Source organism: Polaribacter dokdonensis (genome assembly GCF_024362345.1).
Classification (GTDB): domain Bacteria; phylum Bacteroidota; class Bacteroidia; order Flavobacteriales; family Flavobacteriaceae; genus Polaribacter; species Polaribacter dokdonensis.
On sequence record NZ_CP101505.1, the window covers coordinates 2,102,477 to 2,128,030 of the forward strand.

Sequence of the window (25,554 nt, forward strand, 5' to 3'; positions counted from 1 at the left end):
CGTAATTTTATATGAAAAAGGTTTTATTAACAATCGTTTTTTTTACTTCTCTATCAATTGTTTCACAAAATAAGATAATTTATAGTGATGTTGCACAAGATTTACTTCAAAATATAATGGATAAAAAATTGTATGATAAAGAGGTAAAAATTTTAGCAGAAAGTACTTTAGAAGATTTAACCTCAGAGTTAAAAACAGATTCTCAAAAACTAGCTTTTTGGATTAATGTATACAATGCATTCATTCAAATTTCTTTATCAGAAAACCCTAAAGAATACGAAGATAGAGGTGCTTTCTTTAAAAAACCTAGAGTTAAAATTGCAGGTGAGCTTTTATCTTTTGATGATATGGAGCATGATATTATGCGTAAATCTAGAGTTAAAATTAGTTGGGGATATTTAAGAAAATATTTTCGTCCAAAATGGGAGCGTAAACTAAGAATTGATGGCGATTTAGAATGGAGAATTCATTTTGCTTTAAATTGTGGAGCCAAAAGCTGTCCTCCAGTTGCTATTTATTCATCAGAAAATTTAAGTAATGAGCTAGATTTTATGACTACTGAATATTTAAATGAACAAACTTCATTTAATGAGGAAACAAAAACAGCAAAATCAGTTTCGCTTTTTTCTTGGTTTAGAGCAGATTTTGGAGGTCTTTGTGGAGCAAGACAAATTCTTTTTGATTATAAGATAACACCTGAAAAACCAAAAAAGTTAGACTTTAAAACTTATGATTGGACACTAAGTTTGGGTAATTACAGAACAATACCAAAGTAGTTAATCTTCTTTTTCATTTTCTTCGATATCTGCTGTAAGATCTAAATTTCTAATAGTTGGGCTAACTACTGCTGTTGTAGCTACAGTAATTATGGTCATTGTGCCACCAAAAACAACAGCTGCAACTGGCCCTAGAATTTTAGCTGCTAAGCCACTTTCAAAAGCACCTAACTCATTAGAAGAACCTACAAACATAGAATTTACAGAAGATACTCTACCTCTCATTTCATCTGGTGTTTTTAACTGCAAAATAGTTTGACGAATCACCATAGATATACCATCTGCAGCCCCACTTACAAACAATGCTAATAAACTCACCCAAAAGATAGATGATAAACCAAAAGCAATAATACTCAACCCAAAAATAAACACAGATATCAACATCTTTTTACCTGTATTTTTGTTGATAGGTATATAAGTTGTTAATAGCATAGTTACTATACTACCAATGGAAATAGAGGCGTTTAATAGTCCAAAACCTTCAGGACCAACCTCTAAAATATCTTGAGCAAAAACAGATAAAATAGCAACTGTTCCACCAAACAAAACTGCAATCATATCTAAGGTTAAAGCACCTAAAACAGCTTTGTTGCTAAATACAAACTTTACACCTGCTTTTAGACTTTCTGTAATAGGTTCACCAATTTTCTTATTTAAAATTGGTTTCTTTTTAATTAAAAATGTAAAAATTAATGATAAAATAACTAGAATAAATACTAGTAATAAAGTGTTGTCAACATCTATCCAACTTATAAAAAAACCTCCACACAAAGCACCAGAAACTGATGCTGTTTTCCAAGTACTAGTGCTCCAAGTTGCAGCATTATGATATATTTTTTTAGGCACTAATAAAGCCACTAAAGAAAAAATAGTAGGGCCAAAAAACGATCTTAAAAATCCGCCAAAAAATACCAATCCATAAATACAATACAAAACCGAATTTGTAGACCAACCATTTACAACTTCATCTGATGTTAGTAAAAACAAACCTAAACTTATTAAAGAAAAAGCTGCAGTACATAAAGCAAGTAAGTTTCTTTTCTCTTTTTGATCTACAATATGACCCGCAAATAAGGCCATAGAAAAAGCAGGAATAATTTCCATTAAACCAATTATACCTAAAGAAAGAGGATCTTTTGTAATGGAATATACTTGCCACTCAATAACTATGAATTGCATAGACCATCCAAAAACCAAGAGAAATCTTACAAATAAAAATATATTAAATTCTCTAATTCTTAGAGCTGCATATGGGTCTTGCTTTGCCATTTTTTAGTTTAATTTCATATCCATTAAAATGGCAAAAGTTTGGTTGATGTCTTCTTCATTCACAACAATTGTCATTTCGTTAGTAGTAGAAATAATTTCTTGTAATGAGATATCTGCCCAAGCTAATTGCTTTAAAATAAAGTAATAAATACCTGATTGTTCTAAATTTTCTTTTGGTAATTTTATGGTGATAGATGCTAAATCTAGCATACTATTTGTAAGTGTTTCTTGCTCAAAAATTTCTTCTACAAAAGGTCTTAAATTTTTACTTGTAACAATATTTGTTTCGAAAATACCTTGAGAAACTGTTAGAAAATAGTCTGAACTTTCTGACGATTTTGTAAGTATTTTTGCAATTTCTCTCAATAAAGAAGGTGTATTTTTAAAAGTAAAATCGCACAAATCAGAACGTACAATTACATCACCCAAATCTAAAGCTAACTTTTTAATATTCTTTCGAATACGTAATTCACTTGCAGGAGATAATCTGTTAATAGCCATCATAACAGCACCCACTTTAACTTCTTTCTTTAAAGTCTTAGAAACTTCTGGTAAAATAATTCTGGCAAGAGAAGAAACGTTAATCAGTTTTTCATGCAGTGCTTCTTCTATAAAAGGTGTTTTTCTAATCGTACTTTCAACAACTTCTTGTATTGTTTTCATAATAATTGTTTAATACATTACAATAATGTTCAAAATTAAACAATTAATCCAACTTATCAGTCAACTTTTTAAATTCTTTTTTCGGATTTTTATTCTCGTATAAAATGCTGTAAACAGTATCTATAATTGGCGTTTTTGCTTTGTTTTCTTGCTTAATTTTATAAGCACTTTTAGTTGCATAATAGCCTTCTGCAATCATGCTCATTTCATGTTGTGCAGAAATTACAGTGTAGCCTTTACCAATCATATTACCAAACATTCTATTTCTGCTAAAAACAGAATACCCAGTTACCAACAAATCACCTAAATAAGCAGAGTTATTTATGTTACGTTTCATTTTATGTACTTTTTTAATAAAACGTTTCATTTCGCGAATTGCATTACTCATTAAAACCGATTGAAAGTTATCTCCATAACCCAAACCATGAGCAATACCTGCAGCTACAGCATAAATATTCTTAAGCATTGCAGCATATTCTGTACCTATAATATCATCAGAAATTTTAACTTTTATGTACCAACTTTCAATGGCTTTAGCCATAAACTTTGCTTTATCTTCATCTATACAAGCTATTGTTAGGTAAGATAAACGCTCCATAGCTACTTCTTCTGCATGACAAGGCCCAGTAATTACACCTATATTTTCTAGAGGTATATTGAACTCTTCATTAAAATGTTCGCCAATAATTAAACCTGTTTCTGGTACAATACCCTTTATTGCAGAGAAAATAGTTTTACCATCTAAAGATGCTGTAAGTTTATTTAATTCGCTTGTTAAAAAAGCAGATGGTACAGCAAAAATTAAAATAGAATAATTTTTAACAATGTAATTTATATCATCTGATAAGTCTAAAAACTTGGCATCTACATCTGCAGATGATAAGTATTTAGGATTATGATTGTTTTCTTTTATATGTTCTATAGACTGTGTATTTCGCATATACCAACCTATTTGATCTACATTTTCTGTGAGCATTTTAACAATTGCAGTTGCCCAACTTCCTCCTCCAATAACAGCAATATTTTGTTTGTTTTCCATACTTCTTAATTTGCTGGTCAAAAGTAAGAAAACTATTAGGTTATAAAAGAAAGGGCTTCTCATTTATTATATTTGTTCAATAATTGAACTTTATGAACAAGTACTTTTTACTTATTTTATCACTGTTATTTATAGCTATTAGTTGTAAAAGTATAGAGGTAAAACAAACAGTTAAAACTGATATTCTAGAGCAAAAATCTTCAAGATCTAAGAATGTTGAAATCTTAAAAAAGGAGTTTATTATTAAAGATTTAAATACAGTTTCTCATAAGGTTTGGGTTTATTTACCTCCTAATTATGCAACTCCTACAAAAAGATTCCCTGTAATTTATATGCATGATGCTCAAAATTTATTTGATGCTGAAACTTCTTACGCTGGTGAGTGGAGTGTAGATGAGACTTTAAATAACTACTATAAAACCTCTAAAAATGGATTTATTGTTGTTGGTGTAGAAAATGGAGGAGAAAAAAGAATTGAAGAATATACTCCTTGGCCAAACAAAAAATATGGTGGAGGAAAAGGAGCAATTTATATAGATTTTCTAGTAAACGAATTGAAACCCTATATTGATGAAAATTACAGAACAAAAACCAAAGCTAAGCATACTGCCATTATTGGTAGTTCTTTAGGAGGTTTAATTTCCTTTTATGGAGGTCTAAAATATCCTGATGTTTTTGGTAAAATAGGTGCACTTTCTCCATCTTTCTGGTTCTCTAACAATAGTTTTGCTTTTGCTTCAAGAAATAGTAATACAAAAAATACAAAACTATATTTATTGATAGGTGATAAAGAAGGTGGTTCTATGGTTTCTGATACAGAAAAAATGGAACAATTACTATTAGAAAAGGGTTTTCCAAAAGAAAACTTAAAGACCAAAATTGTTGCTGATGGTAAACACACAGAATCATTTTGGAGAGATGAATTTTTAGAAACAATACTATTTTTATACGATTAAATATGATGAATGTTCAAATTATAAATAAATCTAAACATGCAACTCCTAATTACGAAACAGAAGGTGCTGCTGGTATGGATTTAAGGGCAAATATAGAAGATGCAATAACATTAAAGCCTTTAGAAAGAGCTATTATTAAAACAGGCTTATTTATAGCTTTGCCTGTAGGTTTTGAGGCTCAAGTAAGACCTAGAAGTGGTTTGGCTGCTAAAAAAGGAATTACTGTATTAAATTCACCTGGAACTGTAGATGCAGATTATAGAGGAGAAATTGGAGTAATTTTAGTAAACCTTTCTAATGAAGATTTTATTGTAAATGATGGAGAAAGAGTTGCACAATTAGTGATTGCAAAACATGAACGTGTAAATTGGAAAGAAGTAACAGTTTTAGACGAAACTGAACGTGGTTCAGGAGGGTTTGGAAGTACAGGAGTGTAAAAAACAAAAAGGCTAAATAGCCTTTTTTGTTTTTTAAGAATTATAGCAATTTATAAAGTTGACTCATTTTACGAACATCTTTTTTCATCAACTCAAAAGGTAAAAAAACATGAGCATGGTATTGATAACCCAACTTTTTATAAAATTCGAAAGCTTGTAGTTTGGCATCCATAGCATCTAGCCAAATTGCTTTATAGTCTTTGCGTAAAGCTTCTTTCTCTAACCAATTCATAATAGCTTTTCCTACTCCTTTTCCCTGAACTTTTTCATGTAAATAAAGTCGATGTAATTTTACCTGATTTGCTATTTGTAAGTTCTTAAGTGGTTTATTCCAAACAACTCTAAAGTTTCCAATAATTTCATCATCTACTACAACAAAATAATAATTTGCTTTTTCTTCCTTAAGCTCTTTTAAAACATTGGTTTTAGAATATTGTTGATTAATATACCAAGTACCATTATCTGGCCACAGAAAGCTATATGCAGCAGGATAAATTATATTCATCAAATTATACAGAACATCAACATCTTGTTCTGTAATTTCTCTTAAAACTATATTTTGTTTTATAGGTATCATCTGTATAGAAAAACTGCTATAGATTGATTACTTCTATAGCAGTTTTAAATAATTGTTAGAACTTTTAAAATAACTTATTCTTGATTTTCAATAGCATCTTTTATTTTCATTTCTAACTCTTCCATTAACTCTGGATTGTCTTTAATTAAGCCTTTCACAGAATCTCTTCCTTGCCCTAATTTTGTATCACCATAGCTAAACCAAGATCCACTTTTCTTTACAATACCTAATTCTACACCAATGTCTAAAATTTCACCAACTTTAGATATTCCTTGTCCGTACATAATATCAAATTCTGCAATTTGGAAAGGTGGTGCTACTTTATTTTTAACAACTTTTACTTTTGTACTGTTACCAATAACTCTATCTCCGTCTTTAATTTGCGTTCTTCTTCTAATATCTAAACGAACTGAAGCATAAAATTTTAATGCATTACCACCAGTTGTTGTTTCTGGGTTACCAAACATAACTCCAATTTTTTCTCTCAACTGGTTAATAAATATAACTGTACAATTTGTTTTAGAAATAGTACCTGTTAATTTACGTAAGGCTTGAGACATTAAACGTGCATGAAGACCCATTTTAGAATCACCCATTTCACCTTCAATCTCAGATTTTGGTGTAAGTGCTGCAACAGAATCAATAACTACAATATCTATTGCTCCAGATCTAATTAAATTGTCTGCAATTTCTAATGCTTGCTCTCCATGATCTGGTTGAGAAATAATTAAATTATCTATATCTACACCTAAATTTTCTGCATAAAACTTATCAAAAGCGTGTTCTGCATCAATAAATGCTGCAATACCTCCTGCTTTTTGAGCTTCTGCAATTGCGTGTATTGTTAATGTTGTTTTACCTGATGATTCTGGCCCATAAATTTCAATAACTCTACCTCTAGGATAACCACCAACTCCTAAAGCTAAATCTAATCCTAAAGAACCAGATGAAATAGCATCTACATCTTCTGTTACTACATCTCCTAATTTCATTACAGAACCTTTACCATACGTTTTATCTAGTTTATCTAGAGTAAGTTGTAATGCTTTTAGTTTTGCTGCTTTTTCTTTATCTGCTGCCATAAATCTTGCTAATATTAATTTTAAAATAGTGTCACAAGTTACGAAAAACTCTTCTCAAATACCTAACAAAATAAACGCATTTTATGTTATTTTTACTAAAATTTAGTTAAGATGAAATCGATAATTGTTTTAGAGAATAACAATAGTAAAGTTCGTATAGAAAAAGGCGAATTAATTAGTTTTATTTTTAATAATGAAGAATTTATTCATCAGAAAGGAAACAAAGGTTGGCGAAAATCTGATGATGAAATGTTTCCTGTTATTGGGCCAACTTCTAAAAACAATTATAGAATGCATACTAAAAAAGGTAATGCTATTCAAGATCAGCATGGTTTGCTTCGAGAATTAACTTATGAGTTGTATTATAGTGATGCTACTTCTGCTAAATTCATTAAAAGTTATGCTGCCAACACTAAAATAAACAATGCAAAATTTCCAGAAAAATCTACTGAACCCCTTTTAAATTGGCCTTTCGATTTTAGTTTTGAAAAAAACTTTACGTTAAAAGAAGGAATTTTAGAAATTGATTTTAAAATAACATCTGAAGAAGGAATGCCATACATGTTAGGCTATCATCCTGCTTTTCTATTGTCTGATACTGGTAAGGATACTTTAGTAGCAAATGATAAAAAAATTACTTTAGAAGATATTTATGAAGTAGGGCATAATGCTTTTCCTGTTTTGAATACAGATAAAATAATTTTACAAAATACTGATAGAAAGCATTTAGAAATTAGTACTACTGGTTTTAATAACTTTATGTTATGGACACAAGTTAATAACATGTTATGTATAGAACCAATTACACAATATACTTCTTACACTGATCAAAAATTTTCTGAAGAAAATATGCGCATTTCTAAAGGAGTAAATGAATTTTCTGTTCACATTAAGGTAATTTAATTTGGAGAAAAAACATCGTCATTTTATACTACACAAACCTTATGGTTACTTGTCTCAGTTTATAACAAATCAAACTAAGAGAAAGAAAAAAATGTTAGGAGAATTATATGATTTTCCTGAAGGTACAATGGCTATTGGACGTTTAGATTTTACCTCTGAAGGATTACTTTTATTAACAACAGATGGTAAAGTTTCTCAAGAAATTAGAAGTAATAAATATGAGAAAGAGTATTATGTACAAGTAGATGGTTTAATTACTCAAACTGCAATTGAAGCTCTTAAAAAAGGTGTAGAAATTGGTTTTGAGGGTAAAAAATACATCACAAAACCAGGTAAAGCCTCTATAATAGAAGACCCGAAATTTCCTTTACGTAGTCAAAAAATTAGAGATGATAGACATGGACCCACAAGTTGGATTTCTGTAATTATTAGAGAAGGTAAATTTAGACAAGTTCGTAAAATGACAGCTGCTGTTGGTTACCCAACTTTACGTTTAGTTCGTGTTAGAATAGATACAATTACCATATATAATTTGCAAAATGGTGAAGTTAAGGAAGTACCTCAACTTCCTTAATCTTTATCCATTCTAATATGTGGAATTCCATCTTCTAAATATTCATCATCAACCTGATAAAATCCATGAGATTCATAAAATTTTTTTAAGTATTTCTGAGCAGAAATCGTAATCTTATCTTCTTTAAAATTATTCTTTATAGCATTTATAGATGCTATCATTATTTGATGCCCAAAATTAAATTTTCGTTCAGAATCTTTTACAACAACTCTTCCAATACTAGAATTTTTAAAATAATCTCCTGGTTTAAAAATACGTGTATAGGCTATTAATACATCATTTTTGTAACCTAATACATGTAATGCTTTTTGGTCTTTAAAGTCTATATCTTGGTATACACAATCTTGCTCAACCACAAAAACTTCAGAGCGTAATTGAAGTAAATTGTAAAGCTCTGAGGTATTTAATTCAGTAAAGCTTTTTACTTGGATGTTCATTACCCAGCACAAGAAATTTTGTTAACTCTATTTGCATGACGTCCACCTTCAAATTCAGTAGTTAAAAACACATCTACAAAACCAATAGCTTGTTGTAGAGATACAAAACGTGCAGGAATCGTTAATACATTTGCATTATTATGTTGTCTTGTTAAAGCCACTAACTCATTATTCCAACACAAAGCAGCTCTAATACCTTGGTGTTTATTAGCTGTCATTTGTGCACCATTACCAGAACCACATAAAATAATGCCTAACTCTGCTTTACCAGATTCAACTGCGTCTGCTGTTGGATGAATAGCATCTGGATAATCCATAGAACTGTTTGTATCTGTTCCAAAATTTAGAACAGAATAGCCTTTTTCTTCTAAGTGTTTTATAATTTCGAACTTGTATTCAGTTCCTGCGTGATCATTACCTATGGCAATTGTCATAATAAATTGATTTTATTGCGTTTAACAGGTACAAAAATATAGAATTTAATGGTTATTAACAGATACAAATTTTTAAAACTTATCAATTTTTAATAACTACTTATTTTTAAACGATTTATCTATTTTAAGCGAATGTTAAGAACTTATCATTAAAAACTCGAAAGTTTTTTTGGTGATTTTAAATTTTATTACAATACAAGCAACCAAAGCACATACACAACTTTTATTATTCTTTTTTGATAAAAGTTTATCAACATAAAATTTACAATTAGTTTACATTAAAAAGCAAATTAATTATAAGTAAAACTGTGTGAACTACTGTTTATAAGTTTTGTTAATAACTACAATTATAAGTTGATTTTTAAGACATTGGGTTACTTATAAAATGTCAATTGTTTTTAATAAGTGATATTATAAAATTAAAAACTAATTTTTTATTGTAGCTATTCACATACTATTATAAACATCATTGTTTTTTAAAATTTTTAAAAAGAAAAAGTATAATACTATATAATGTTAATAAGTAAAGATTTTTAAAAATTTAAATAATTAGAAAAGTGTAAGAATTAAAATAGTGATGAAGGTAAAACTAAACAGTTTTGTTTTTTGTATTGCGAATAGAAAGTGTGTCTTGTTGAACTTCTACAGTTTCTTTTGGAATTTCTGTTTTGTTTAATGTAGTATTTACAATAACAACAGTAATTAAAATTCCTGCAACAAAGATTACTGAAAATAATGCAATGATTTTACGTAGATTTTTCATGGTAATTAGTTGACCTTCATTATTAAAGACGTAAAAAATTGCAAATTGTTACATTAATTTTAAGATTTCTTTAACTTTTTAAGTATTTACTACAAAATTTATTGCTTTGTTAATAATACTAAAAGTTACTTTATTAGTACCAATTAGTTCTCCATCAGCTTGTATATAAGTATCAGTATTGCTAGATTCTATGGTTATTTTAGAACTTTTATAGGTAGATATTTCTTTTAATTTATGAAGAGAACCTTTAAATAACTTATTGATATTTAATAATATAGTAATTATTTTAAGATTTTTTGCAATGGTAATATCGAATAAACCATCTGAAGGATCTACATTATTGGTAAACTGTAAACCACCACCAGCATATTTACAAATACCTACAATGGTTAATAACGATTTTGTTTCTATAATTTTATCATCAACAAAAATTTTAAATTTAGATGTATTGTAAGAAAACAAACTGTTAACACCAGCTAATAAATAGCCAACAGCTCCAAATTTTTTAAAATTGTTTAGTTTGTATATTACATATCCATCAAAACCTAAACCAGCTAAATTTACAAAATAATCTACAGTATTATTTGCTGTTTCACACAAACCTACATCTTGTAAAGTTGTTGAATTTTTCTTTATAATTCTTACAGCTTCTGTAGTGTTATTTGGAATATTATAGGTCTTTACCCAATCGTTTCCAGTACCAATAGGAATTACGCCAATAGTTATATCAGAAGTTTTTACGTATGTTTGCAGCATAATACCATTAACTACATGATGTAGTGTACCATCTCCACCTACAGAAATAATTTTTCTAAATCCTTTTTGAATGGCCTGTTGTACCAACTCAATCTCATGTTTAGAGAATGCTGTAAAAGCAAAAGAATAACTAATATTATTTAGTGATAATTGCGTTTTAATTTCTTTCCACTGTTTGTTAAAAACCTTGTTTCCTGCAGTAGGATTTGCAATTATAAACCAAGAATTTTCATCAGTTTGATTGATGAATTCAGACATAAAATATAGAATTAAAAAACTTCAAAGTACAAAATTGAATTATAATAGTTTGTTAACCTAACTAAAGTGAAATAATTAGTATTTTGGTAATTATAATAATAGAAAAAAATTAATGACAAGAAAGAAAAGAAAAATCTTTAAGAAGAAAGGAAAAGTCATCAAAGATTTAACAAGAAATATATTTAAAATATTAAACGAAGACAGTAGTAAGTTTTACAATTACAAACAAATAGCATCTAAATTAAATGTTTCAGATACTGATGGTAAAACTCAAATTTTAAAAAAATTAGCCGAGTTAAAAGCGAATAAAAAAATTAAAGAAATTGATAGAGGTAAATTTCAAATTAATGAAGATAGAAAATATTCTATAGGTACTTTAGATATTACATCTAATGGAAATGGATATTTTGTAACTGATGATTATGAGAATGATATATTTATACCAAACATTAATCTAGGTAAAGGTTTACATGGAGATGTGGTAAGAGCTTATGTTTATAAACGTAAAAGAAGTCATAAATTAGAGGCAGATGTTGTAGAAGTTATAGAAAGAGCTAAAACAGAATTTGTTGGGGTATTACAAAAAAGTAAAAACTTTGGTTTTGTAATCTGTGATAATCATAAAATGTATGCAGACATTTTTATTTCGCAAAATAAAATGAATGGTGCAGAACATGGAGATAAAGTGCAAGCAACCATTTCTGATTGGCCAGAAAATTCTAAAAATCCGTTTGGAAAAATTACCACAGTTCTTGGTAAACCTGGTGATCATAATACAGAAATGCATTCTATTCTTTTAGAATACGATTTACCTTATGAATTTGAACCAGAAGTAGAAAAAGAAGCACAAGATTTACCAATAGAAATAACAGATAAGGAAATTGCTAAACGTAGAGATATGAGAAACGATTTAACGTTTACCATAGACCCTAAAGATGCAAAAGATTTTGATGATGCATTGTCCTTTACAAAATTAGAAAATGGTAATTATGAAATTGGTATTCATATTGCAGATGTTTCTCATTATTTACAACCAAAAACTATTTTAGATGATGAAGCTTATGATAGAGCAACATCTGTATATTTAGTTGATAGAGTTGTACCAATGTTACCAGAAATGTTAAGTAATGGTGTTTGTTCATTAAGACCAAATGAAGAAAAATTAACCTTTTCTGCTGTTTTTGAAATTAACGAAAAAGCACAGATTAAAAATCAGTGGTTTGGAAGAACAGTTACCTATTCAGATCAACGATTTGCCTATGAAGAAGCCCAACATATTATAGAAAATTGTAAACTTACAGAAGAAGTAAAACCATTTACAATGCCTGTAGATATTTCTATAATAGATGCTGCTTACGAAGTAAAGGCTGAAGTTGTAGAAGCAACATTACAATTAGATAAATTAGCTAAAATTCTACGTAAAAAACGTATGAAACAAGGTGCTATTTCTTTTGATAGAGTAGAGGTAAAATTCAATTTAGATGAAGAAGCAAATCCTGTAGGTGTATTCTTTAAGAGTTCTAAAGACGCTAATAAATTAATTGAAGAATTTATGTTATTAGCCAATAGAAAAGTAGCAGAATATATTGGTAGTAAACAAGGTAAACCTTCTAATAAAACGTTTATTTATAGGGTTCATGATGAGCCAGATATAGAAAAATTAGCTTCGTTACAAAATATTATTAGCAAGTTTGGTTACAAAATTAATACAGATACAAAAGAATCAACATCAGAATCTTTAAATCAGTTATTAAATGATGTACAAGGTAAAGCAGAATCTAATATGATAGAAACTTTAGCTATTAGATCTATGTCTAAAGCTGTGTATACAACTCACAATATTGGTCATTATGGTTTAGCTTTTGATTATTACAGCCATTTTACATCACCTATTAGACGTTATCCAGATGTAATGACCCATAGATTATTGCAACATTATTTAGATGGAGGAGAAAGCCCAAAAGCAGATCCTTATGAAGAAAAATGTAAGCATTCTTCTAAAAGAGAAGAATTAGCCTCTAAAGCAGAACGTTCATCAATAAAATACATGCAGGTTAAATACATGCAAGATCATAAAGATGAAGTTTTTGAAGGTGTAATTACAGGAGTTACTGAATGGGGTATTTATGTAGAAATCACTAAAAATAAATGTGAAGGAATGGTTAGAATTAGAGATATAAAAAGTGATTATTATATTTTTGATGAAGATCAATATGCAATTGTAGGTCAGTCTACAAAACACATGTATCAATTAGGTGATGATGTAAAAGTGCAAGTAAAAAAGACAGATTTAGAGCGTAAACATCTAGATTTTAATTTAATAGAAGACTAATTGTAAAGAGTATGATTTTAACAACAACAAATAATATAGAGAACTTTAAAATTGTAGATTATTTAGGTATTGTAACTGGCACAGCTTACGATTCTAGTTATTCTTCAAATGGTAAAAAAATGTCTTTTACAGATATGTTTAGCATGGCTAAATATAGAGAAATGTATACTTTAGGTTTAGAAGGCATTAAAGAAAAGGCGTTTCAAGACTTAAAAGACAATGCTACAAAGTTAGGTGCAAATGCAGTGGTTGGTATTCAAATAGATGTAGAACCCTTAGCAAACTCTGCTACTTTGTTGGTTTCTATAACTGGTACAGCAGTTAAGGTGCAATAAATAGAGTTTAATTACAATATATTTTATTATTTAGCATTATATAATTTATATATTACTTATTTAAAATGAGTAAAATCAAACTTTAGAAAATGAAGAAATACATAAGTTTATTCTTACTATGTTGTAGTTTATCAGTTTTTGCACAAACTACAATAACTAAGAATCTAGGAGATTATACTACCCTAAAAGTATATAATGGTATTGAGTTAGAGTTGATAAAATCAACAGAATCTAAATTGGTGATTACAGGTAATAAATCTGAAATGGTTACCGTAAAAAATATAGATAATACTTTAAAAATTACACTACCCTTTTCTATTAAACCAGAAAATAATAGTGCTAATGGAGAAGTTTTGGTAAAGTTATATTATGTAAATCCAATTGCTGTTATTGATGCTAATGAAGGTGCAACAATAACAGGTAAAGAAATTAAGCAAGATAAGTTAGAGGTTAATTCTCAAGAAAGAGCATTTATCAATTTAGTTTTAGATGTAAAACATTTAGAGGTAAGAGCTTCATCTGGAGGAATTATTAAACTTTCTGGTACTACTAAAAACCAAGATGTTACTGTAGATCTATATGGTATTTACAATGGTTATGCTTTAACTGCATCATCAAATACAACTGTAAATGCTGGTACAGGAGCTAAAGCAGAAGTTTCTGCAGGAGAAACTCTAAAAGCTAAAGTTAGTTTTGGAGGTTCTATTTTTTACAAAGGAAATCCTGAAGTGTTAAAAGACAAAAAAGTAGTGGGTGGTATTATTCAAAAAAGAAATTAATAAAAACCTTTTTGTATCTTTGCAGTAATAAATAATAACTAAATGATGAGTTTATATACTTTTTTAGCAATACCTGGAGGTTACTCAATAATATTAATTGTTGTAGTGGTTTTATTACTTTTTGGAGGTAAAAAAATACCTGAATTAATGAAAGGTTTAGGTGGTGGTATTAAGGAGTTTAAAAAAGCTTCTAAAGACGAAAACGAAGAAAAATTAGAAGAAAAGAAATAATTTACTTTTTTCTATTACAATAAAAAGCTCTATTCAAACGAATAGAGCTTTTCTTTTTTTTAATTAAAATCCCCCAATTTTAATTTTGTCAAATATAACATACTATCTTAAAGTATAGTATATTTTGTTACTAAATGGTGAATTTTATACGTTTTTGGGATAAATGGGAAACCTTTTTACTTAATTAAACCTAATAAAGACTTTTTACTAAAGTTTCTAGAAACTGGTATTTGATGAGGGATAAGGCTAGATTCTAATAAATAACCTCTTGCATTACCTTTAATTCCGTTAATATATTTGGTGTTAATAATGTACGATTTATGGCATCTAATAATTGTAGGGTATTCCTCTAAATTTTCTACAATTTTAGTTAATGTAACTCTTAAAATTTTTTCTTTAAGTTCACCTTTATTGTTTTTTATAAAAAAACTAGCATAATTTCCTTGCGATGTTATGTACACTAAATCTTCAATAAAGAATATTAAACTCTCTTTCATGTTATCAGATTTTAGCATTATTTTATTAGGTACTGTTGGTTTTATCTCAACTTCTTTTTGGTTTTTGATAGCTGTAATTTCTTCGGCTTTTTTCTCTCTACGAAGCCTAACCATTTTTTCATTAAAGAAAACTCCAAAAAGTATAGGAATGTCACCAACTAAAAAAGTATAAAAAATAAAAGCTATATATTCTATATGCTCTATGTCTTTATCAGCCTTAAATATTTTTCCATAATACCATAAAATAGTTCCAATACTGAATAATCCTAAAACAGTTATTAGTATGCTTTTACCTATTGTCCAATTATCTTCCTTAAAGTACTTTTTAAAGATTAAAGGTGGTACAACTAAAGTAATAAAAGTACCTAAAAATGTAATAAGACCAATACTAGAGGTATATTCTAGTAAATATTCTTTAAAACTGTATAAAGTAAAAGGTTGAAATGTGTAAAGGAAGAGAAACACAAATAATCCATAAACTAAACTTATTTTAAACTTAAATTTAGTTGATGGATTATAGTAATAAGGAGTTGCAAGCCAATTTTTTAGATTTGCAATCATTTTAATTTGTTTACTTATCTAGTTTTTTAGGTTTCGCATTTTTCATAGCTTCACCTATTTGGTTACTTGCAGTAAAACTAGCAACCATGTCATTTAACATTTGACTACCTGCTTGTGGTGAATTTGGTAATAAAATTAAATTACTGTTGGTTTCTTGTCCTATAGACTGTAAAGTATCATAATGTTGTGTTACTACAATTAAAGCAGATGCTTCTTGACTGTTAATACCCACTTTATTTAAAACTTCTACAGATTCTTCTAAACCACGTGCAATTTCTCTTCTTTGGTCTGCAATACCTTGTCCTTGTAAACGCTTGCTTTCAGCCTCTGCTTTTGCGCGTTCTACAATTAAAATACGTTGTGCATCACCCTCAAATTGAGCAGCTGTCTTTTCTCTATCTGCAGCATTAATTCTGTTCATTGCAGCTTTTACTTGAGCATCTGGATCTATATCTGTTACTAAGGTTTTTATGATATCAAACCCATAATCAGACATATACTCTTGTAATTCTCTTTTTACAGCTATTGCAATATCGTCTTTTTTAACAAAAACGTCATCTAATTTCATTTTTGGAACCTCTGCTCTTACAACATCAAATACAAATGATGTAATTTGTTCATGAGGATAATCTAACTTATAAAAAGCATCATATACCTTATCTCTAATAACCATGTATTGTACAGAAACTTTTAGTTTAACAAATACATCATCTAAAGTTTTAGTTTCTATAATAACATCTAATTGCTGAATTTTTAAACTTACTCTACCAGCAACTTTATCTACTAGAGGAATTTTAAGCTGTAAACCAGATTGTCTTATGGAACTAAAACGTCCAAAACGCTCTATAATAGCAGCAGTTTGTTGTTTTACTAGAAAGAAAGAGGCAAAGAAAATTATAAATAGAAATACAATAAAAATAATAGCTAATGGATTCATAGGTTGGTTTTTAAGAGTTAATAAAGAGATATGTAAATATACTGATTTTAAGCAGTTATTTATTGGACGCAACAATTTTTAAATTGTTACACTTTAAATATTGAATTTTAATAAAAAACCCTGAATATCAATTATTCAGGGTTTTTTATTATTCTTTTTTTTCTTCATCCTTAGGAAAAACTTTGTACATTTTTCGATTGAATTTTAGCCACTTTTTATATTGTTTTTCAGATAAAAGTTCTTTTATAGATTTATCAAAAGCTCTGTCTTTAACTTTTAAGGCTTCAGATATAGGCGTAAGATTTTTAACCATGGTTTGCTGTACTTTAGTTCTGTCTGAAAAATCGCCATTTTTCTGAGCGTTTTTCTGGAAATTTTCCATCATTTCTTTAGTACTTTTTAATGTAAAGCTGTTAATACGTCTAATATCTTTAATTTCTCTATTGTACTTTTTTAATAAGTTAGAAAACTTTTTACCTTCTTCTGAAGATAATTTAATACTCGACTTTTTTGCTGCTTTTTCTATATCATAAATAACAATACCTAAGTATTTTTCTACTTGAAAATTAGGTTCTGGAGCTTTTCTAGGAGTTTGGTTCATCTGACTTTGACGACTATTTCTCATTCCTCCTCTGTTTAGCTGACTATGAGCTAAAAAGCTTGTTAATAACGTAAGTACTAAAAGATATTTTTTCATTATGATAATTTTTCTATTGCGTTTGTAATTCTTTGCATAGTTTCATCTTTGCCAATCATTGCTATAATATCAAACAAATGAGGGCCTGCTAATTTACCAACTAAACTTAAACGTAAAGGTTGCATTACCTTACCAAAACCAATTTCCTTGCCAGAAATCCATTCTTTAATAACTTTTTCTGTATTTTCTGATGAAAAATCTTCAATATTAGCAATTACAGCATTTAATTCTTGCATTAATGCACCTGTATCTGCTTTCCAATTTTTCTTGCTGGCTTTAGCATCATACTCTGTTGGAGTTTGAAAAAAGAAATGAGATAAATCCCAAAAATCTTCCACAAAAACAGCTCTTTCTTTAATAGCTGAAACTACTTTTTGTACAAAAGCTTCCTCTTTGTTAATTCCTTTTTCTGCTAAAATAGTTAAATATAAAGAAGTTAATTCAGCATCACTTTTTTGTTGCATGTATTGCTGTTGAAACCATTTTGTTTTATCTGGGTTAAATTTGGCTCCAGATTTACTAACTCTTTTCAAATCGAATTCATTAATCAATTCTTCTAAAGAAAATATTTCTTGCTCTGTTCCAGGATTCCATCCTAAGAAAGCCAACATATTAACAACTGCTTCAGAAAAATAACCATCTTCTTTATAACCACGCGAAACTTCGTTGGTTTTTTCGTTAGTATAGGCTAATGGAAATACTGGGAAACCTAATTTATCTCCATCTCTTTTACTTAATTTACCTTTACCAACTGGTTTTAAAATTAATGGTAAATGTGCAAATTTAGGTGCTTGCCAATCAAAAGCTCTGTATAATAAAACATGTAAAGCCATAGATGGTAGCCATTCTTCACCACGAATTACATGACTAATTTCCATTAGATGATCATCTACAATATTTGCTAAATGATAGGTTGGCATTCCATCACTTTTGAATAGAATTTTATCATCTAAGGTGTTAGTATCAATAGAAATTTTACCACGAATTTCATCTTCCATTTCTAAAGTTTCATCTTGTGGACTTTTAAAACGGATTACGTAATTCTCTCCTGAATTAATTTTTTCTTGTACATCTTCTTCAGATAAAACTAAAGAATTTACCAAACGTCCTTTTTCACGATTGTGCCAATTGTAAATAAACGTTTTACCTTCTGATTCATACCCTTTTCTGTGTGCATCTAATTGTTCTGAGGTATCAAAAGCATAATATGCCCAGCCTTTTTCTAAAAGAATATCTGCGTATTTCTTATATAAGTTTTTACGTTCAGATTGTCTGTAAGGACCAAATTTTTCGTTTTTATTAATACCTTCATCATAAGGAATATTACACCAGTTTAGAGCATCAATTATATATTTTTCTGCATTGGCTACATACCTATTTTGGTCTGTATCTTCTATTCTTAAAACAAAAGTTCCATTGTGTTTTTTAGCAAATAAATAGTTGTATAGAGCTGTTCTTACACCTCCAATATGTAAAGGTCCTGTTGGGCTTGGTGCAAAACGCACACGAACATTAGATTCCATTTTCTTAAATTTAAAGTGCAAAGATACTTTTTCTAAAAAGAGAATAGAAATAAGAGAAACAAAGATTTTTATTTTCTTAGAAAGTCTTAAAAACACCAAAAGAAATGGCTGCTTTTTTAGGTACATTATTACCAGATAAAGCAGAGCCAAAACCAGCTGTTAAACCAAAATCGCAAAACTGTAAAATACCTTTTAACCCATAAGCCACATATTCTTGATCATTAACATACAAACTGTTTGCTGCATTGTTTGCTGGGAAAGAAATATCGCCATTGTTTAAAGATTGAGAAATATCTACAAAACCAATAAGCCATATAGTCTGAGTTAATTTTCTACCAATTTCTCCACCAATTTTTAAGTTAGAGCTATAATTATTGGTTCTAATATCTGCACCTATAAAAGATTGAAAGTAGTTCTTACCAAAACTTGTACCTGCCAAGAACATAGGTGTAAATGTATAGGCATCATAACCAGTTCTTATTGCTGAAGTTTCATCATAAGAACTTGTATTTATTTCCATATTTAACTGCCCAGATAAAACCCATTTTTGTTTTAGAAAATTGTGTTTTAAACCTAGTGTAATATTACCCAAAGCAGTTTCACTAAAACTTTGAGCGCAATTTCCCATACATAATATTGCAGGATCTACGTAGTTGTTAATATCTATTGATTTTAGAGGTACATTTACAAGTAAACTAGTTTTGTTTGTTAAACCATATTCACCATAAAATTGATAAGTTCTATCTGTAATTGTACCAGAAATCGAAAAATCTGGTTCTCCAAACATTTCAGAATAATCAGAAATAGAAGAATAAGATAGGTTTGCAAAAAAGCGTCCTTTTTCTTGTGTCCAAGGGCTTTGAGCAGTTATTTGTAAAGAAAAGAAAAGGGCAATTAAAATATAAATTGGTTTCATAAGTTAGTTTTATGCTGCTTTAGTTGTATTTTCTTAGAAATACTTACAAACTGTTTTAACAATTATTTGATGGTGAATCTTACCAAAAATAGTATTTTTATTTGTTGATTATGAGCCATTTCCAAAACATACAGAAAAAGTTACATCAATTCTCACGTAAATTTTATACGAATGAGTTGATAAAAGGTAGCATCTTGTTTTTGTCATTAGGCTTCTTATACCTGTTTTTTATTCTGTTTATAGAATATTTTCTATGGTTAAAACCTACTGCTAGAACCGTTCTTTTTTGGATTTTTATTCTTGTAGAATTATTCTTACTCATCAAATTTATTTGCATACCTATTGCTAAGTTAATAGGGTTTAGAAAAGGCATTTCTTTAGAAGAATCATCAAAGATTATTGGCGCTCATTTTCCTGAAGTAGAAGATAAACTACTAAATGTTTTGCAACTTCAAGAAAATAGTGATCAGTCAGATTTAATTTTGGCGAGTATCAACCAAAAATCTGAGGCCTTAAAACCAATACCTTTTACAAAAGCAATTGATTTTAAAGCCAATACTAAATATTTAAAATACGCCATAATTCCTGTTTTAATATTTTTAATTAGCTTATTTACAGGTAATTCAATAAATTTAGGTAAAAGTTTAGAACGTGTTGTAAATCATAGAACTGCCTATAACCCTCCTGCTCCTTTTTCTTTTTCTTTAGCTAATCAAACTCTTCAGGTTATACAAGGTAAATCTATAAATGTGCAGTTTAAAACAGTTGGAAATATTGTACCAAATGAGGGTAAGATTATTTTTGATGATCAGAGTTATTATTTAAAATCAGAAGGTAATGCAACATTTTCATATACGTTTTCTGATGTTCAAAAATCAATTGATTTTTATGTTGAAGCAAATGGTGTACAATCTCAATTTTATCAAATAAAGGTTATTGGTACTCCAACTATCAACAACATTACTTTAGATTTAGATTATCCTAATTATGTAGGTCAAAAAAATAAAACCATTCAGAATTCAGGTAACTTAATTGTACCTGAAGGCACTACTATTACTTGGAAAGCAACCACAAATAAAACTACAAACTTAAACTTTATCAATAATTCTGAAAGAACAGCGTTTGACAAAATTTCAAATGATAAATTCCAATATCAAAAGCGTATTTTGTTACCAATAAATTATCAAATAGCTTCTTCAAATGATAATTTAAAAGACTTTGAAAATTTACAATTTTCTGTAGCAGTTGTAAAAGATGTATACCCTGTAATTTCTGTAAGTTCAAATATTGATAGTATTTCACGTGGAACAGCACAATTTGCAGGTCAAATTTCTGATGATTATGGTATTCGAAAATTACAGTTGATTTATTATGATGAAGATTCTCCTGAATTAAAAAAGGAATTTTTATTGGATGTTAGCAATCAAAATATTCAAACATTTTTCTATCAATTTCCAGAAGGATTAAACTTACAAGAAGGTATAAATTATGAAATGTATTTTCAGGTTTTTGATAATGATGGTGTAAGAGGTTCTAAATCATCAAAAAGTAAGGTTTTTAATTACAGGCAAAAAACAAAAGAAGAAATAGAAGAGGAGTTGTTTCAAGAACAACGAAATACCATTAACGATTTAGAAAATGCTGTACAAAATCAGAAAAAACAACAGCAGCAGTTAGAAGGTATTCAGGAAGATTTACAGAATAAAAAAAGCATTAATTGGAATGATAAGAAGAAGGTTGAAAGTTTTATAAAGCGTCAAGAACAGTATAAAAAAATGATGCAAAGACAAACAGATCAGCTTCAAGAAAATTTAGATGAAAAGAAAGAAAATGATCCTGATTTACAAGAAAAGAAACAAGATTTAAAAGAACGCATTAAAGAATTAAAGCAATTAAGTAAACAACAAAAGTTGCTAGAAGAAATTCAGAAAATGGCTGATAAATTAAACAAGGAAGATTTAGTACAAAAAGCCAAAGAATTAGCACAGCAAAACAAACAGCAACAACGCAGTTTAGAAAAGACACTAGAAATGGTAAAGCGTTTTTATGTGGAGCAAAAAACCATGCAAATTGCGAATAAGGTAGAAGAGTTGTCTAAAGAGCAGAAAGATCTAGAACAAAAAGAGAATGATTTAGAGGCACAAAAAGAGATTTCTAAACAATTTGATGAAATTCATAAAGATTTAAAAGAACTTCAGAAAGATAATGAGAAATTAAAAACACCTATGGATTTGCCAGAGGTTGATAAAGAGGAAAAGCAAATTGACGAGGAATTAAAAAAATCTGAAGAACTTATTGAAAATAAACAATCTCCAAAAGCAAAAAGTAGTCAGAAAAAGGCATCTGAGAAGATGAAAGAAATGAGTGCTAAAATGCAAAAATCTATGATGGATATGCAATCTGAATCTATGGAAGAAAACATGGATGATTTGCGTAAAATTTTAGAAAACTTGGTTATTTTTTCTTTTCAGCAAGAGCAATTGATGGATAAGTTTAGTGAAGGTTCTACCTCTCATCCAGATTTTGGAAAAGACCTTAAAAAGCAGAATGAAATCAGAACCTATTTTGAACATATAGATGACAGTTTGTATGTCTTAGCAGTGCGTGTTCCAAAAATTTCAACAAAAATTCAAGATGATCTTTCAGCGGCACATTATAATTTAGAACAATCTTTAGAAAACTTTTCAGAAAACAGATTTAATAATGGCTTGTCTAATCAGCAATATGTAATGACAGCTACCAATAATTTAGCAGATTATTTAAGTAATATTTTAAATAGCATGCAGAATAATATGTCTATGAAAATGGGCAAAGGAAAAAAGAGTAATAAACCAGGTTTTAGTTTGCCAGATTTAATTCAGAAACAAAAAGGTTTATCTGAAAAGATGCAAAAAGGAATGCAGAAAGGAGAGAAAAAGGGTGAAGGAAAGAAAGGTGAAAAACCAGATAAAAATGGTGAGCCTGGTGATAAAGGTAAAAATGGTAAGGAAGGAGAAAAAGGAAGTTCTGAGGGTAAAAATGGAGAAGGAGAAGGCAATACTAATGATGATTTAGATGGTGAATTGTATGAAATCTTTAAAGAGCAAAGTCAGTTAAGACAAGAGCTGCAAAATGCAATAAATAAAAGTGAGAATGGTAAACCTGGAGGAAATGGATCTGCTAAGAAAGCTCTAAAAACAATGGAGCAGTTAGAAAACGAAATTCTAGAAAAGGGTTTCAACACAAATACGCTACAAAAAATGCAGAATTTGAACTATGAGTTATTAAAGTTAGATAAGGCTGCATTAGAACAAGGGAAGGAAAAAAAGCGTAAAGCGAACACGAATAAATTAGAGAGTAAAAGGAATAAAGCAAGGGCGTTAAAATTCAAAAAGCAGTTTTATAATCAAATAGAGATATTAAACAGACAATCATTACCTTTGCAGCAAAATTATAAAAAGAAGGTGAGAGCCTATTTTTCTGATACAAAGAACAATTAATTAATGATTGAATTTAATTACGAAACCAATTTTATATTAGAAGATGAATCCTTGTTAAAAGATTGGATTATTACTGTTGCTTCAGAACAAAATTTTGAGGTTGGTGAAATCAATTATATCTTTTGTGATGATGCTTATTTACATAAATTAAATGTTGAATTTTTAGATCATGATACATTAACAGATATCATTAGTTTTGATAATTCTCTAGGTAAATTATTAAATGGTGACATTTTTATTTCTGTAGAAAGAGTTAAAGATAATGCAGCTGAATTTAAGGTTTCTTTTCAAGATGAATTGCACAGAGTAATGATTCATGGAGTTTTGCATTACATGGGTTATAAAGATAAGTCTAGTGATGAGAAAAAGATGATGAGAAATCAGGAGAACATGGCTTTAGAGAAATTAAGTAATTGATAGTCAGTTATATAAAATAAAAGTTTCACGTGGAACTATAAGAAATGAGTTTATTTTCAAGAACATATGACGTTATTGTAGTAGGTGGAGGACATGCAGGTAGTGAGGCTGCAGCTGCAGCTGCAAATATGGGCGCACACACTTTATTAATTACAATGAATTTGCAAAATATAGCGCAAATGAGTTGTAACCCTGCAATGGGTGGTATTGCAAAAGGTCAAATAATTAGAGAGATTGATGCGTTAGGTGGTTATAGTGGAATTGTAACAGATAAAACTGCTATACAGTTTAAAATGCTTAACAAATCTAAAGGGCCTGCAATGTGGAGTCCAAGAGCACAATCGGATAGAATGCAGTTTGCTGAATGTTGGAGAACAATGTTAGAGCAAACCGAAAATGTAGATTTTTATCAAGATTCTGTAAATGGTTTAGTGTTTGATGGCGATAAAATTGTAGGGGTTAAAACAGCATTAGGTTTAGAAATAAATGCAAAAACAGTTATTATTACAGCAGGTACTTTTTTAAATGGATTAATCCATATTGGTGATAAAAGTTTTGGTGGAGGTAGAGCTGGTGAAGGTGCTTCAAAAGGTATTACAGAAGATTTAGTTGCTAAAGGGTTTGAAGCTGGTAGAATGAAAACTGGAACGCCACCAAGAGTTGATGGTAGGTCTTTAGATTATTCTAAAATGACAGAACAGCCAGGAGACGAAATCACTGAAAAGTTTTCGTATTTACCCACCACTAGTGCTTTAAAAAATCAACGTTCTTGTTGGTTAACGTATACCAATCCAGAAGTACATAATTTGCTTAGAGAGGGTTTTGATAGATCACCAATGTTTAATGGTAGAATACAATCTTCAGGTCCTAGATATTGTCCTTCAGTAGAGGATAAAGTAGATCGTTTTGCAACTAAAGAGAGGCATCAAATTTTTGTAGAACCAGAAGGTTGGTCTACAATAGAAATGTATGTAAATGGTTTTTCTACTTCCCTACCAGAAGATGTTCAAGATAAAGCAATTCGTGCAGTAGCAGGTTTTGAAAATGTAAAGTTTTTAAGATATGGTTATGCAATAGAATATGATTTTTTTCAGCCAACACAATTAAAGCATTCTTTAGAAACTAAGTTGATAGAGAACTTGTTTTTTGCGGGTCAAATAAATGGAACTACTGGTTATGAAGAAGCAGCAGCTCAAGGTTTAATGGCTGGAGTAAATGCAGCTTTAAAAGTACAAGGTAAAGAACCTTTTACTTTAAAAAGAGATGAGGCGTATATTGCTGTTTTAATAGATGATTTAATTACAAAAGGTACTGAAGAGCCTTATAGAATGTTTACATCTAGAGCAGAGTATAGAACTTTATTAAGACAAGATAATGCAGATTTGAGATTAACACCTAAAGGTTTTGAACTTGGTTTAGCTTCTCAAGAAAGGATGGATCGAGTTTTAGAAAAGCAACGTAAAACAGATTTATTAATTCAGTTTTTAGAAAAAACTAGTGTTAAGAAAGAAGAGATTAATCCTATTTTGGAACGTAAAAATTTGGCTTTAATTAATCAATCTATGAAGTTGTTTAAGATTGCTGCTAGACCACAATTAGATTTTTCTGATTTTAAAACGGTAGAAAAATTAAATACATTTTTAATTGAAAATGATATTGATAAAGAGATCATAGAGCAAGCTGAAATTCATTTAAAATATTCTGGTTATATCAACAAAGAAAAGAATAATGCAGATAAATTAAATAGGTTAGAAAACGTGAAAATTCCTGCTTCATTTAATTATCAAAAGTTACAATCTTTATCTTTTGAAGCGCGTGAAAAGTTAACTAAAATTCAACCAAGGTCTATTTCTCAAGCAAGTAGAATAAGTGGAGTTTCACCAAGCGATATTTCTGTTTTATTGGTGTATATGGGTAGGTGATTTA

General features: G+C 29.1%; 26 protein-coding genes. 12 read left to right on the forward strand and 14 right to left on the reverse strand.

Annotation, left to right across the window (positions count from 1 at the left end; translation table 11 throughout):
* The first annotated feature begins 11 nt into the window (after positions 1–11).
* Positions 12–776, forward strand: a complete 765-nt coding sequence (locus tag LPB302_RS09280; RefSeq protein WP_053973806.1) for a DUF547 domain-containing protein — start codon at positions 12–14, stop codon at positions 774–776.
* Here the strand turns inward: LPB302_RS09280 and LPB302_RS09285 are convergent, their stop codons facing one another.
* The 3 genes from LPB302_RS09285 to LPB302_RS09295 are packed head-to-tail and all read right to left on the reverse strand — an operon-like array spanning position 777 to position 3,747.
* Positions 777–2,045, reverse strand: coding sequence for an MFS transporter (locus LPB302_RS09285; protein ID WP_053973805.1), 1,269 nt, complete (start codon positions 2,043–2,045; stop codon positions 777–779).
* A 3-nt stretch (positions 2,046–2,048) separates the two neighbouring features.
* Positions 2,049–2,708, reverse strand: coding sequence for a hypothetical protein (locus LPB302_RS09290; RefSeq protein ID WP_053973804.1), 660 nt, complete (start codon positions 2,706–2,708; stop codon positions 2,049–2,051).
* A 43-nt stretch (positions 2,709–2,751) separates the two neighbouring features.
* Positions 2,752–3,747: an NAD(P)H-dependent glycerol-3-phosphate dehydrogenase gene (locus LPB302_RS09295; RefSeq protein ID WP_053973803.1), complete on the reverse strand. Its 996-nt coding sequence runs from the start codon at positions 3,745–3,747 to the stop codon at positions 2,752–2,754.
* Positions 3,748–3,839: 92 nt separating this feature from the next.
* On the opposite strand from LPB302_RS09295, the gene LPB302_RS09300 reads away from it, so the two are divergent.
* Both LPB302_RS09300 and dut read left to right on the forward strand, forming a co-directional pair.
* The gene (locus tag LPB302_RS09300; RefSeq protein ID WP_053973802.1) at positions 3,840–4,703 is read left to right on the forward strand and encodes an alpha/beta hydrolase; all 864 of its coding nucleotides are present in this window, start codon (positions 3,840–3,842) and stop codon (positions 4,701–4,703) included.
* A 5-nt stretch (positions 4,704–4,708) separates the two neighbouring features.
* The gene (gene dut, locus LPB302_RS09305) at positions 4,709–5,140 is read left to right on the forward strand and encodes a dUTP diphosphatase (RefSeq protein ID WP_053975307.1); all 432 of its coding nucleotides are present in this window, start codon (positions 4,709–4,711) and stop codon (positions 5,138–5,140) included.
* 40 nt (positions 5,141–5,180) lie between these two features.
* On the opposite strand, the gene LPB302_RS09310 is transcribed toward dut, so the two are convergent.
* Both LPB302_RS09310 and recA read right to left on the reverse strand, forming a co-directional pair.
* A complete protein-coding gene (locus tag LPB302_RS09310) occupies positions 5,181–5,717 on the reverse strand; it encodes a GNAT family N-acetyltransferase (protein WP_053973801.1) in 537 nt (178 codons plus the stop codon).
* A gap of 74 nt (positions 5,718–5,791) precedes the next feature.
* Positions 5,792–6,799, reverse strand: coding sequence for a recombinase RecA (recA, locus tag LPB302_RS09315; protein ID WP_053973800.1), 1,008 nt, complete (start codon positions 6,797–6,799; stop codon positions 5,792–5,794).
* Positions 6,800–6,910: 111 nt separating this feature from the next.
* Between recA and LPB302_RS09320 the strand changes: the two genes are divergently transcribed.
* Together LPB302_RS09320 and LPB302_RS09325 are read left to right on the forward strand one after the other, a co-directional pair.
* Positions 6,911–7,702: an aldose 1-epimerase gene (locus LPB302_RS09320; RefSeq protein ID WP_053973799.1), complete on the forward strand. Its 792-nt coding sequence runs from the start codon at positions 6,911–6,913 to the stop codon at positions 7,700–7,702.
* 25 nt (positions 7,703–7,727) lie between these two features.
* Positions 7,728–8,276: a pseudouridine synthase gene (locus LPB302_RS09325; RefSeq protein ID WP_053975306.1), complete on the forward strand. Its 549-nt coding sequence runs from the start codon at positions 7,728–7,730 to the stop codon at positions 8,274–8,276.
* Here LPB302_RS09325 and LPB302_RS09330 read toward each other — a convergent pair.
* The 4 genes from LPB302_RS09330 to LPB302_RS09345 form a co-directional block, all read right to left on the reverse strand.
* Positions 8,273–8,713, reverse strand: a complete 441-nt coding sequence (locus LPB302_RS09330; protein ID WP_053973798.1) for a GNAT family N-acetyltransferase — start codon at positions 8,711–8,713, stop codon at positions 8,273–8,275. The two genes, LPB302_RS09325 and LPB302_RS09330, sit on opposite strands and share 4 nt — an antisense overlap.
* On the reverse strand, positions 8,713–9,147 hold the full coding sequence (rpiB, locus tag LPB302_RS09335; RefSeq protein WP_053973797.1) for a ribose 5-phosphate isomerase B: 435 nt from the start codon (positions 9,145–9,147) through the stop codon (positions 8,713–8,715). The genes LPB302_RS09330 and rpiB overlap by 1 nt, the downstream gene beginning before the upstream one ends.
* 589 nt (positions 9,148–9,736) lie before the next feature.
* Positions 9,737–9,910: a hypothetical protein gene (locus LPB302_RS09340; protein ID WP_176966464.1), complete on the reverse strand. Its 174-nt coding sequence runs from the start codon at positions 9,908–9,910 to the stop codon at positions 9,737–9,739.
* A 78-nt stretch (positions 9,911–9,988) separates the two neighbouring features.
* Positions 9,989–10,924: a diacylglycerol/lipid kinase family protein gene (locus LPB302_RS09345; protein ID WP_053973796.1), complete on the reverse strand. Its 936-nt coding sequence runs from the start codon at positions 10,922–10,924 to the stop codon at positions 9,989–9,991.
* Positions 10,925–11,036: 112 nt separating this feature from the next.
* Here LPB302_RS09345 and rnr point away from each other — a divergent pair, with 112 nt between their 5' ends.
* From rnr to LPB302_RS09365, 4 genes are all read left to right on the forward strand, one after another.
* On the forward strand, positions 11,037–13,256 hold the full coding sequence (gene rnr, locus LPB302_RS09350; RefSeq protein WP_053973795.1) for a ribonuclease R: 2,220 nt from the start codon (positions 11,037–11,039) through the stop codon (positions 13,254–13,256).
* Positions 13,257–13,267: 11 nt separating this feature from the next.
* A complete protein-coding gene (locus tag LPB302_RS09355; protein ID WP_053973794.1) occupies positions 13,268–13,591 on the forward strand; it encodes a YbjQ family protein in 324 nt (107 codons plus the stop codon).
* Positions 13,592–13,680: 89 nt separating this feature from the next.
* A complete protein-coding gene (locus LPB302_RS09360) occupies positions 13,681–14,370 on the forward strand; it encodes a head GIN domain-containing protein (RefSeq protein ID WP_053973793.1) in 690 nt (229 codons plus the stop codon).
* A gap of 42 nt (positions 14,371–14,412) precedes the next feature.
* A complete protein-coding gene (locus LPB302_RS09365) occupies positions 14,413–14,601 on the forward strand; it encodes a Sec-independent protein translocase subunit TatA/TatB (protein WP_053973792.1) in 189 nt (62 codons plus the stop codon).
* 176 nt (positions 14,602–14,777) lie between these two features.
* Here LPB302_RS09365 and LPB302_RS09370 read toward each other — a convergent pair whose 3' ends face one another.
* From LPB302_RS09370 to LPB302_RS09390, 5 genes are all read right to left on the reverse strand, one after another.
* A complete protein-coding gene (locus LPB302_RS09370; protein ID WP_053973791.1) occupies positions 14,778–15,659 on the reverse strand; it encodes a LytTR family DNA-binding domain-containing protein in 882 nt (293 codons plus the stop codon).
* A gap of 10 nt (positions 15,660–15,669) precedes the next feature.
* On the reverse strand, positions 15,670–16,596 hold the full coding sequence (locus LPB302_RS09375) for an SPFH domain-containing protein (RefSeq protein WP_053973790.1): 927 nt from the start codon (positions 16,594–16,596) through the stop codon (positions 15,670–15,672).
* A 148-nt stretch (positions 16,597–16,744) separates the two neighbouring features.
* Entirely contained in the window at positions 16,745–17,293 is a 549-nt protein-coding gene (locus LPB302_RS09380; RefSeq protein WP_053973789.1) for a hypothetical protein, read from the reverse strand.
* On the reverse strand, positions 17,293–18,816 hold the full coding sequence (gltX, locus tag LPB302_RS09385) for a glutamate--tRNA ligase (protein WP_053975305.1): 1,524 nt from the start codon (positions 18,814–18,816) through the stop codon (positions 17,293–17,295). Before gltX ends, LPB302_RS09380 begins: the two co-directional genes overlap by 1 nt.
* A 76-nt stretch (positions 18,817–18,892) precedes the next feature.
* Entirely contained in the window at positions 18,893–19,732 is an 840-nt protein-coding gene (locus LPB302_RS09390) for a transporter (RefSeq protein ID WP_053973788.1), read from the reverse strand.
* A 110-nt stretch (positions 19,733–19,842) separates the two neighbouring features.
* Between LPB302_RS09390 and LPB302_RS09395 the strand changes: the two genes are divergently transcribed.
* From LPB302_RS09395 to mnmG, 3 genes are read left to right on the forward strand one after another with little or no spacing between them, the layout of a single operon-like run.
* On the forward strand, positions 19,843–23,211 hold the full coding sequence (locus LPB302_RS09395) for a DUF4175 family protein (RefSeq protein ID WP_053973787.1): 3,369 nt from the start codon (positions 19,843–19,845) through the stop codon (positions 23,209–23,211).
* 3 nt (positions 23,212–23,214) lie between these two features.
* Positions 23,215–23,628, forward strand: coding sequence for an rRNA maturation RNase YbeY (gene ybeY, locus LPB302_RS09400; RefSeq protein WP_053973786.1), 414 nt, complete (start codon positions 23,215–23,217; stop codon positions 23,626–23,628).
* A 44-nt stretch (positions 23,629–23,672) separates the two neighbouring features.
* On the forward strand, positions 23,673–25,550 hold the full coding sequence (gene mnmG, locus LPB302_RS09405) for a tRNA uridine-5-carboxymethylaminomethyl(34) synthesis enzyme MnmG (protein ID WP_053973785.1): 1,878 nt from the start codon (positions 23,673–23,675) through the stop codon (positions 25,548–25,550).
* Positions 25,551–25,554 lie beyond the last annotated feature (4 nt).

Excerpts from the sequence above, each read along its gene's own strand:
- LPB302_RS09395 (WP_053973787.1), top strand. The coding sequence starts at position 19,843 with ATGAGCCATTTCCAAAACATACAGAAAAAGTTACATCAATTCTCACGT.
- LPB302_RS09310 (WP_053973801.1), bottom strand. The coding sequence starts at position 5,717 with ATGATACCTATAAAACAAAATATAGTTTTAAGAGAAATTACAGAACAA.
- rnr (WP_053973795.1), top strand. The coding sequence starts at position 11,037 with ATGACAAGAAAGAAAAGAAAAATCTTTAAGAAGAAAGGAAAAGTCATC.
- dut (WP_053975307.1), top strand. The coding sequence starts at position 4,709 with ATGAATGTTCAAATTATAAATAAATCTAAACATGCAACTCCTAATTAC.
- mnmG (WP_053973785.1), top strand. The coding sequence starts at position 23,673 with ATGAGTTTATTTTCAAGAACATATGACGTTATTGTAGTAGGTGGAGGA.
- recA (WP_053973800.1), bottom strand. The coding sequence starts at position 6,799 with ATGGCAGCAGATAAAGAAAAAGCAGCAAAACTAAAAGCATTACAACTT.
- LPB302_RS09295 (WP_053973803.1), bottom strand. The coding sequence starts at position 3,747 with ATGGAAAACAAACAAAATATTGCTGTTATTGGAGGAGGAAGTTGGGCA.
- LPB302_RS09320 (WP_053973799.1), top strand. The coding sequence starts at position 6,911 with ATGAAATCGATAATTGTTTTAGAGAATAACAATAGTAAAGTTCGTATA.
- LPB302_RS09345 (WP_053973796.1), bottom strand. The coding sequence starts at position 10,924 with ATGTCTGAATTCATCAATCAAACTGATGAAAATTCTTGGTTTATAATT.
- LPB302_RS09285 (WP_053973805.1), bottom strand. The coding sequence starts at position 2,045 with ATGGCAAAGCAAGACCCATATGCAGCTCTAAGAATTAGAGAATTTAAT.
- LPB302_RS09375 (WP_053973790.1), bottom strand. The coding sequence starts at position 16,596 with ATGAATCCATTAGCTATTATTTTTATTGTATTTCTATTTATAATTTTC.
- LPB302_RS09355 (WP_053973794.1), top strand. The coding sequence starts at position 13,268 with ATGATTTTAACAACAACAAATAATATAGAGAACTTTAAAATTGTAGAT.
- ybeY (WP_053973786.1), top strand. The coding sequence starts at position 23,215 with ATGATTGAATTTAATTACGAAACCAATTTTATATTAGAAGATGAATCC.
- LPB302_RS09290 (WP_053973804.1), bottom strand. The coding sequence starts at position 2,708 with ATGAAAACAATACAAGAAGTTGTTGAAAGTACGATTAGAAAAACACCT.
- gltX (WP_053975305.1), bottom strand. The coding sequence starts at position 18,816 with ATGGAATCTAATGTTCGTGTGCGTTTTGCACCAAGCCCAACAGGACCT.
- LPB302_RS09390 (WP_053973788.1), bottom strand. The coding sequence starts at position 19,732 with ATGAAACCAATTTATATTTTAATTGCCCTTTTCTTTTCTTTACAAATA.
- rpiB (WP_053973797.1), bottom strand. The coding sequence starts at position 9,147 with ATGACAATTGCCATAGGTAATGATCACGCAGGAACTGAATACAAGTTC.
- LPB302_RS09380 (WP_053973789.1), bottom strand. The coding sequence starts at position 17,293 with ATGAAAAAATATCTTTTAGTACTTACGTTATTAACAAGCTTTTTAGCT.
- LPB302_RS09300 (WP_053973802.1), top strand. The coding sequence starts at position 3,840 with ATGAACAAGTACTTTTTACTTATTTTATCACTGTTATTTATAGCTATT.
- LPB302_RS09280 (WP_053973806.1), top strand. The coding sequence starts at position 12 with ATGAAAAAGGTTTTATTAACAATCGTTTTTTTTACTTCTCTATCAATT.
- LPB302_RS09360 (WP_053973793.1), top strand. The coding sequence starts at position 13,681 with ATGAAGAAATACATAAGTTTATTCTTACTATGTTGTAGTTTATCAGTT.
- LPB302_RS09340 (WP_176966464.1), bottom strand. The coding sequence starts at position 9,910 with ATGAAAAATCTACGTAAAATCATTGCATTATTTTCAGTAATCTTTGTT.
- LPB302_RS09370 (WP_053973791.1), bottom strand. The coding sequence starts at position 15,659 with ATGATTGCAAATCTAAAAAATTGGCTTGCAACTCCTTATTACTATAAT.
- LPB302_RS09330 (WP_053973798.1), bottom strand. The coding sequence starts at position 8,713 with ATGAACATCCAAGTAAAAAGCTTTACTGAATTAAATACCTCAGAGCTT.
- LPB302_RS09365 (WP_053973792.1), top strand. The coding sequence starts at position 14,413 with ATGATGAGTTTATATACTTTTTTAGCAATACCTGGAGGTTACTCAATA.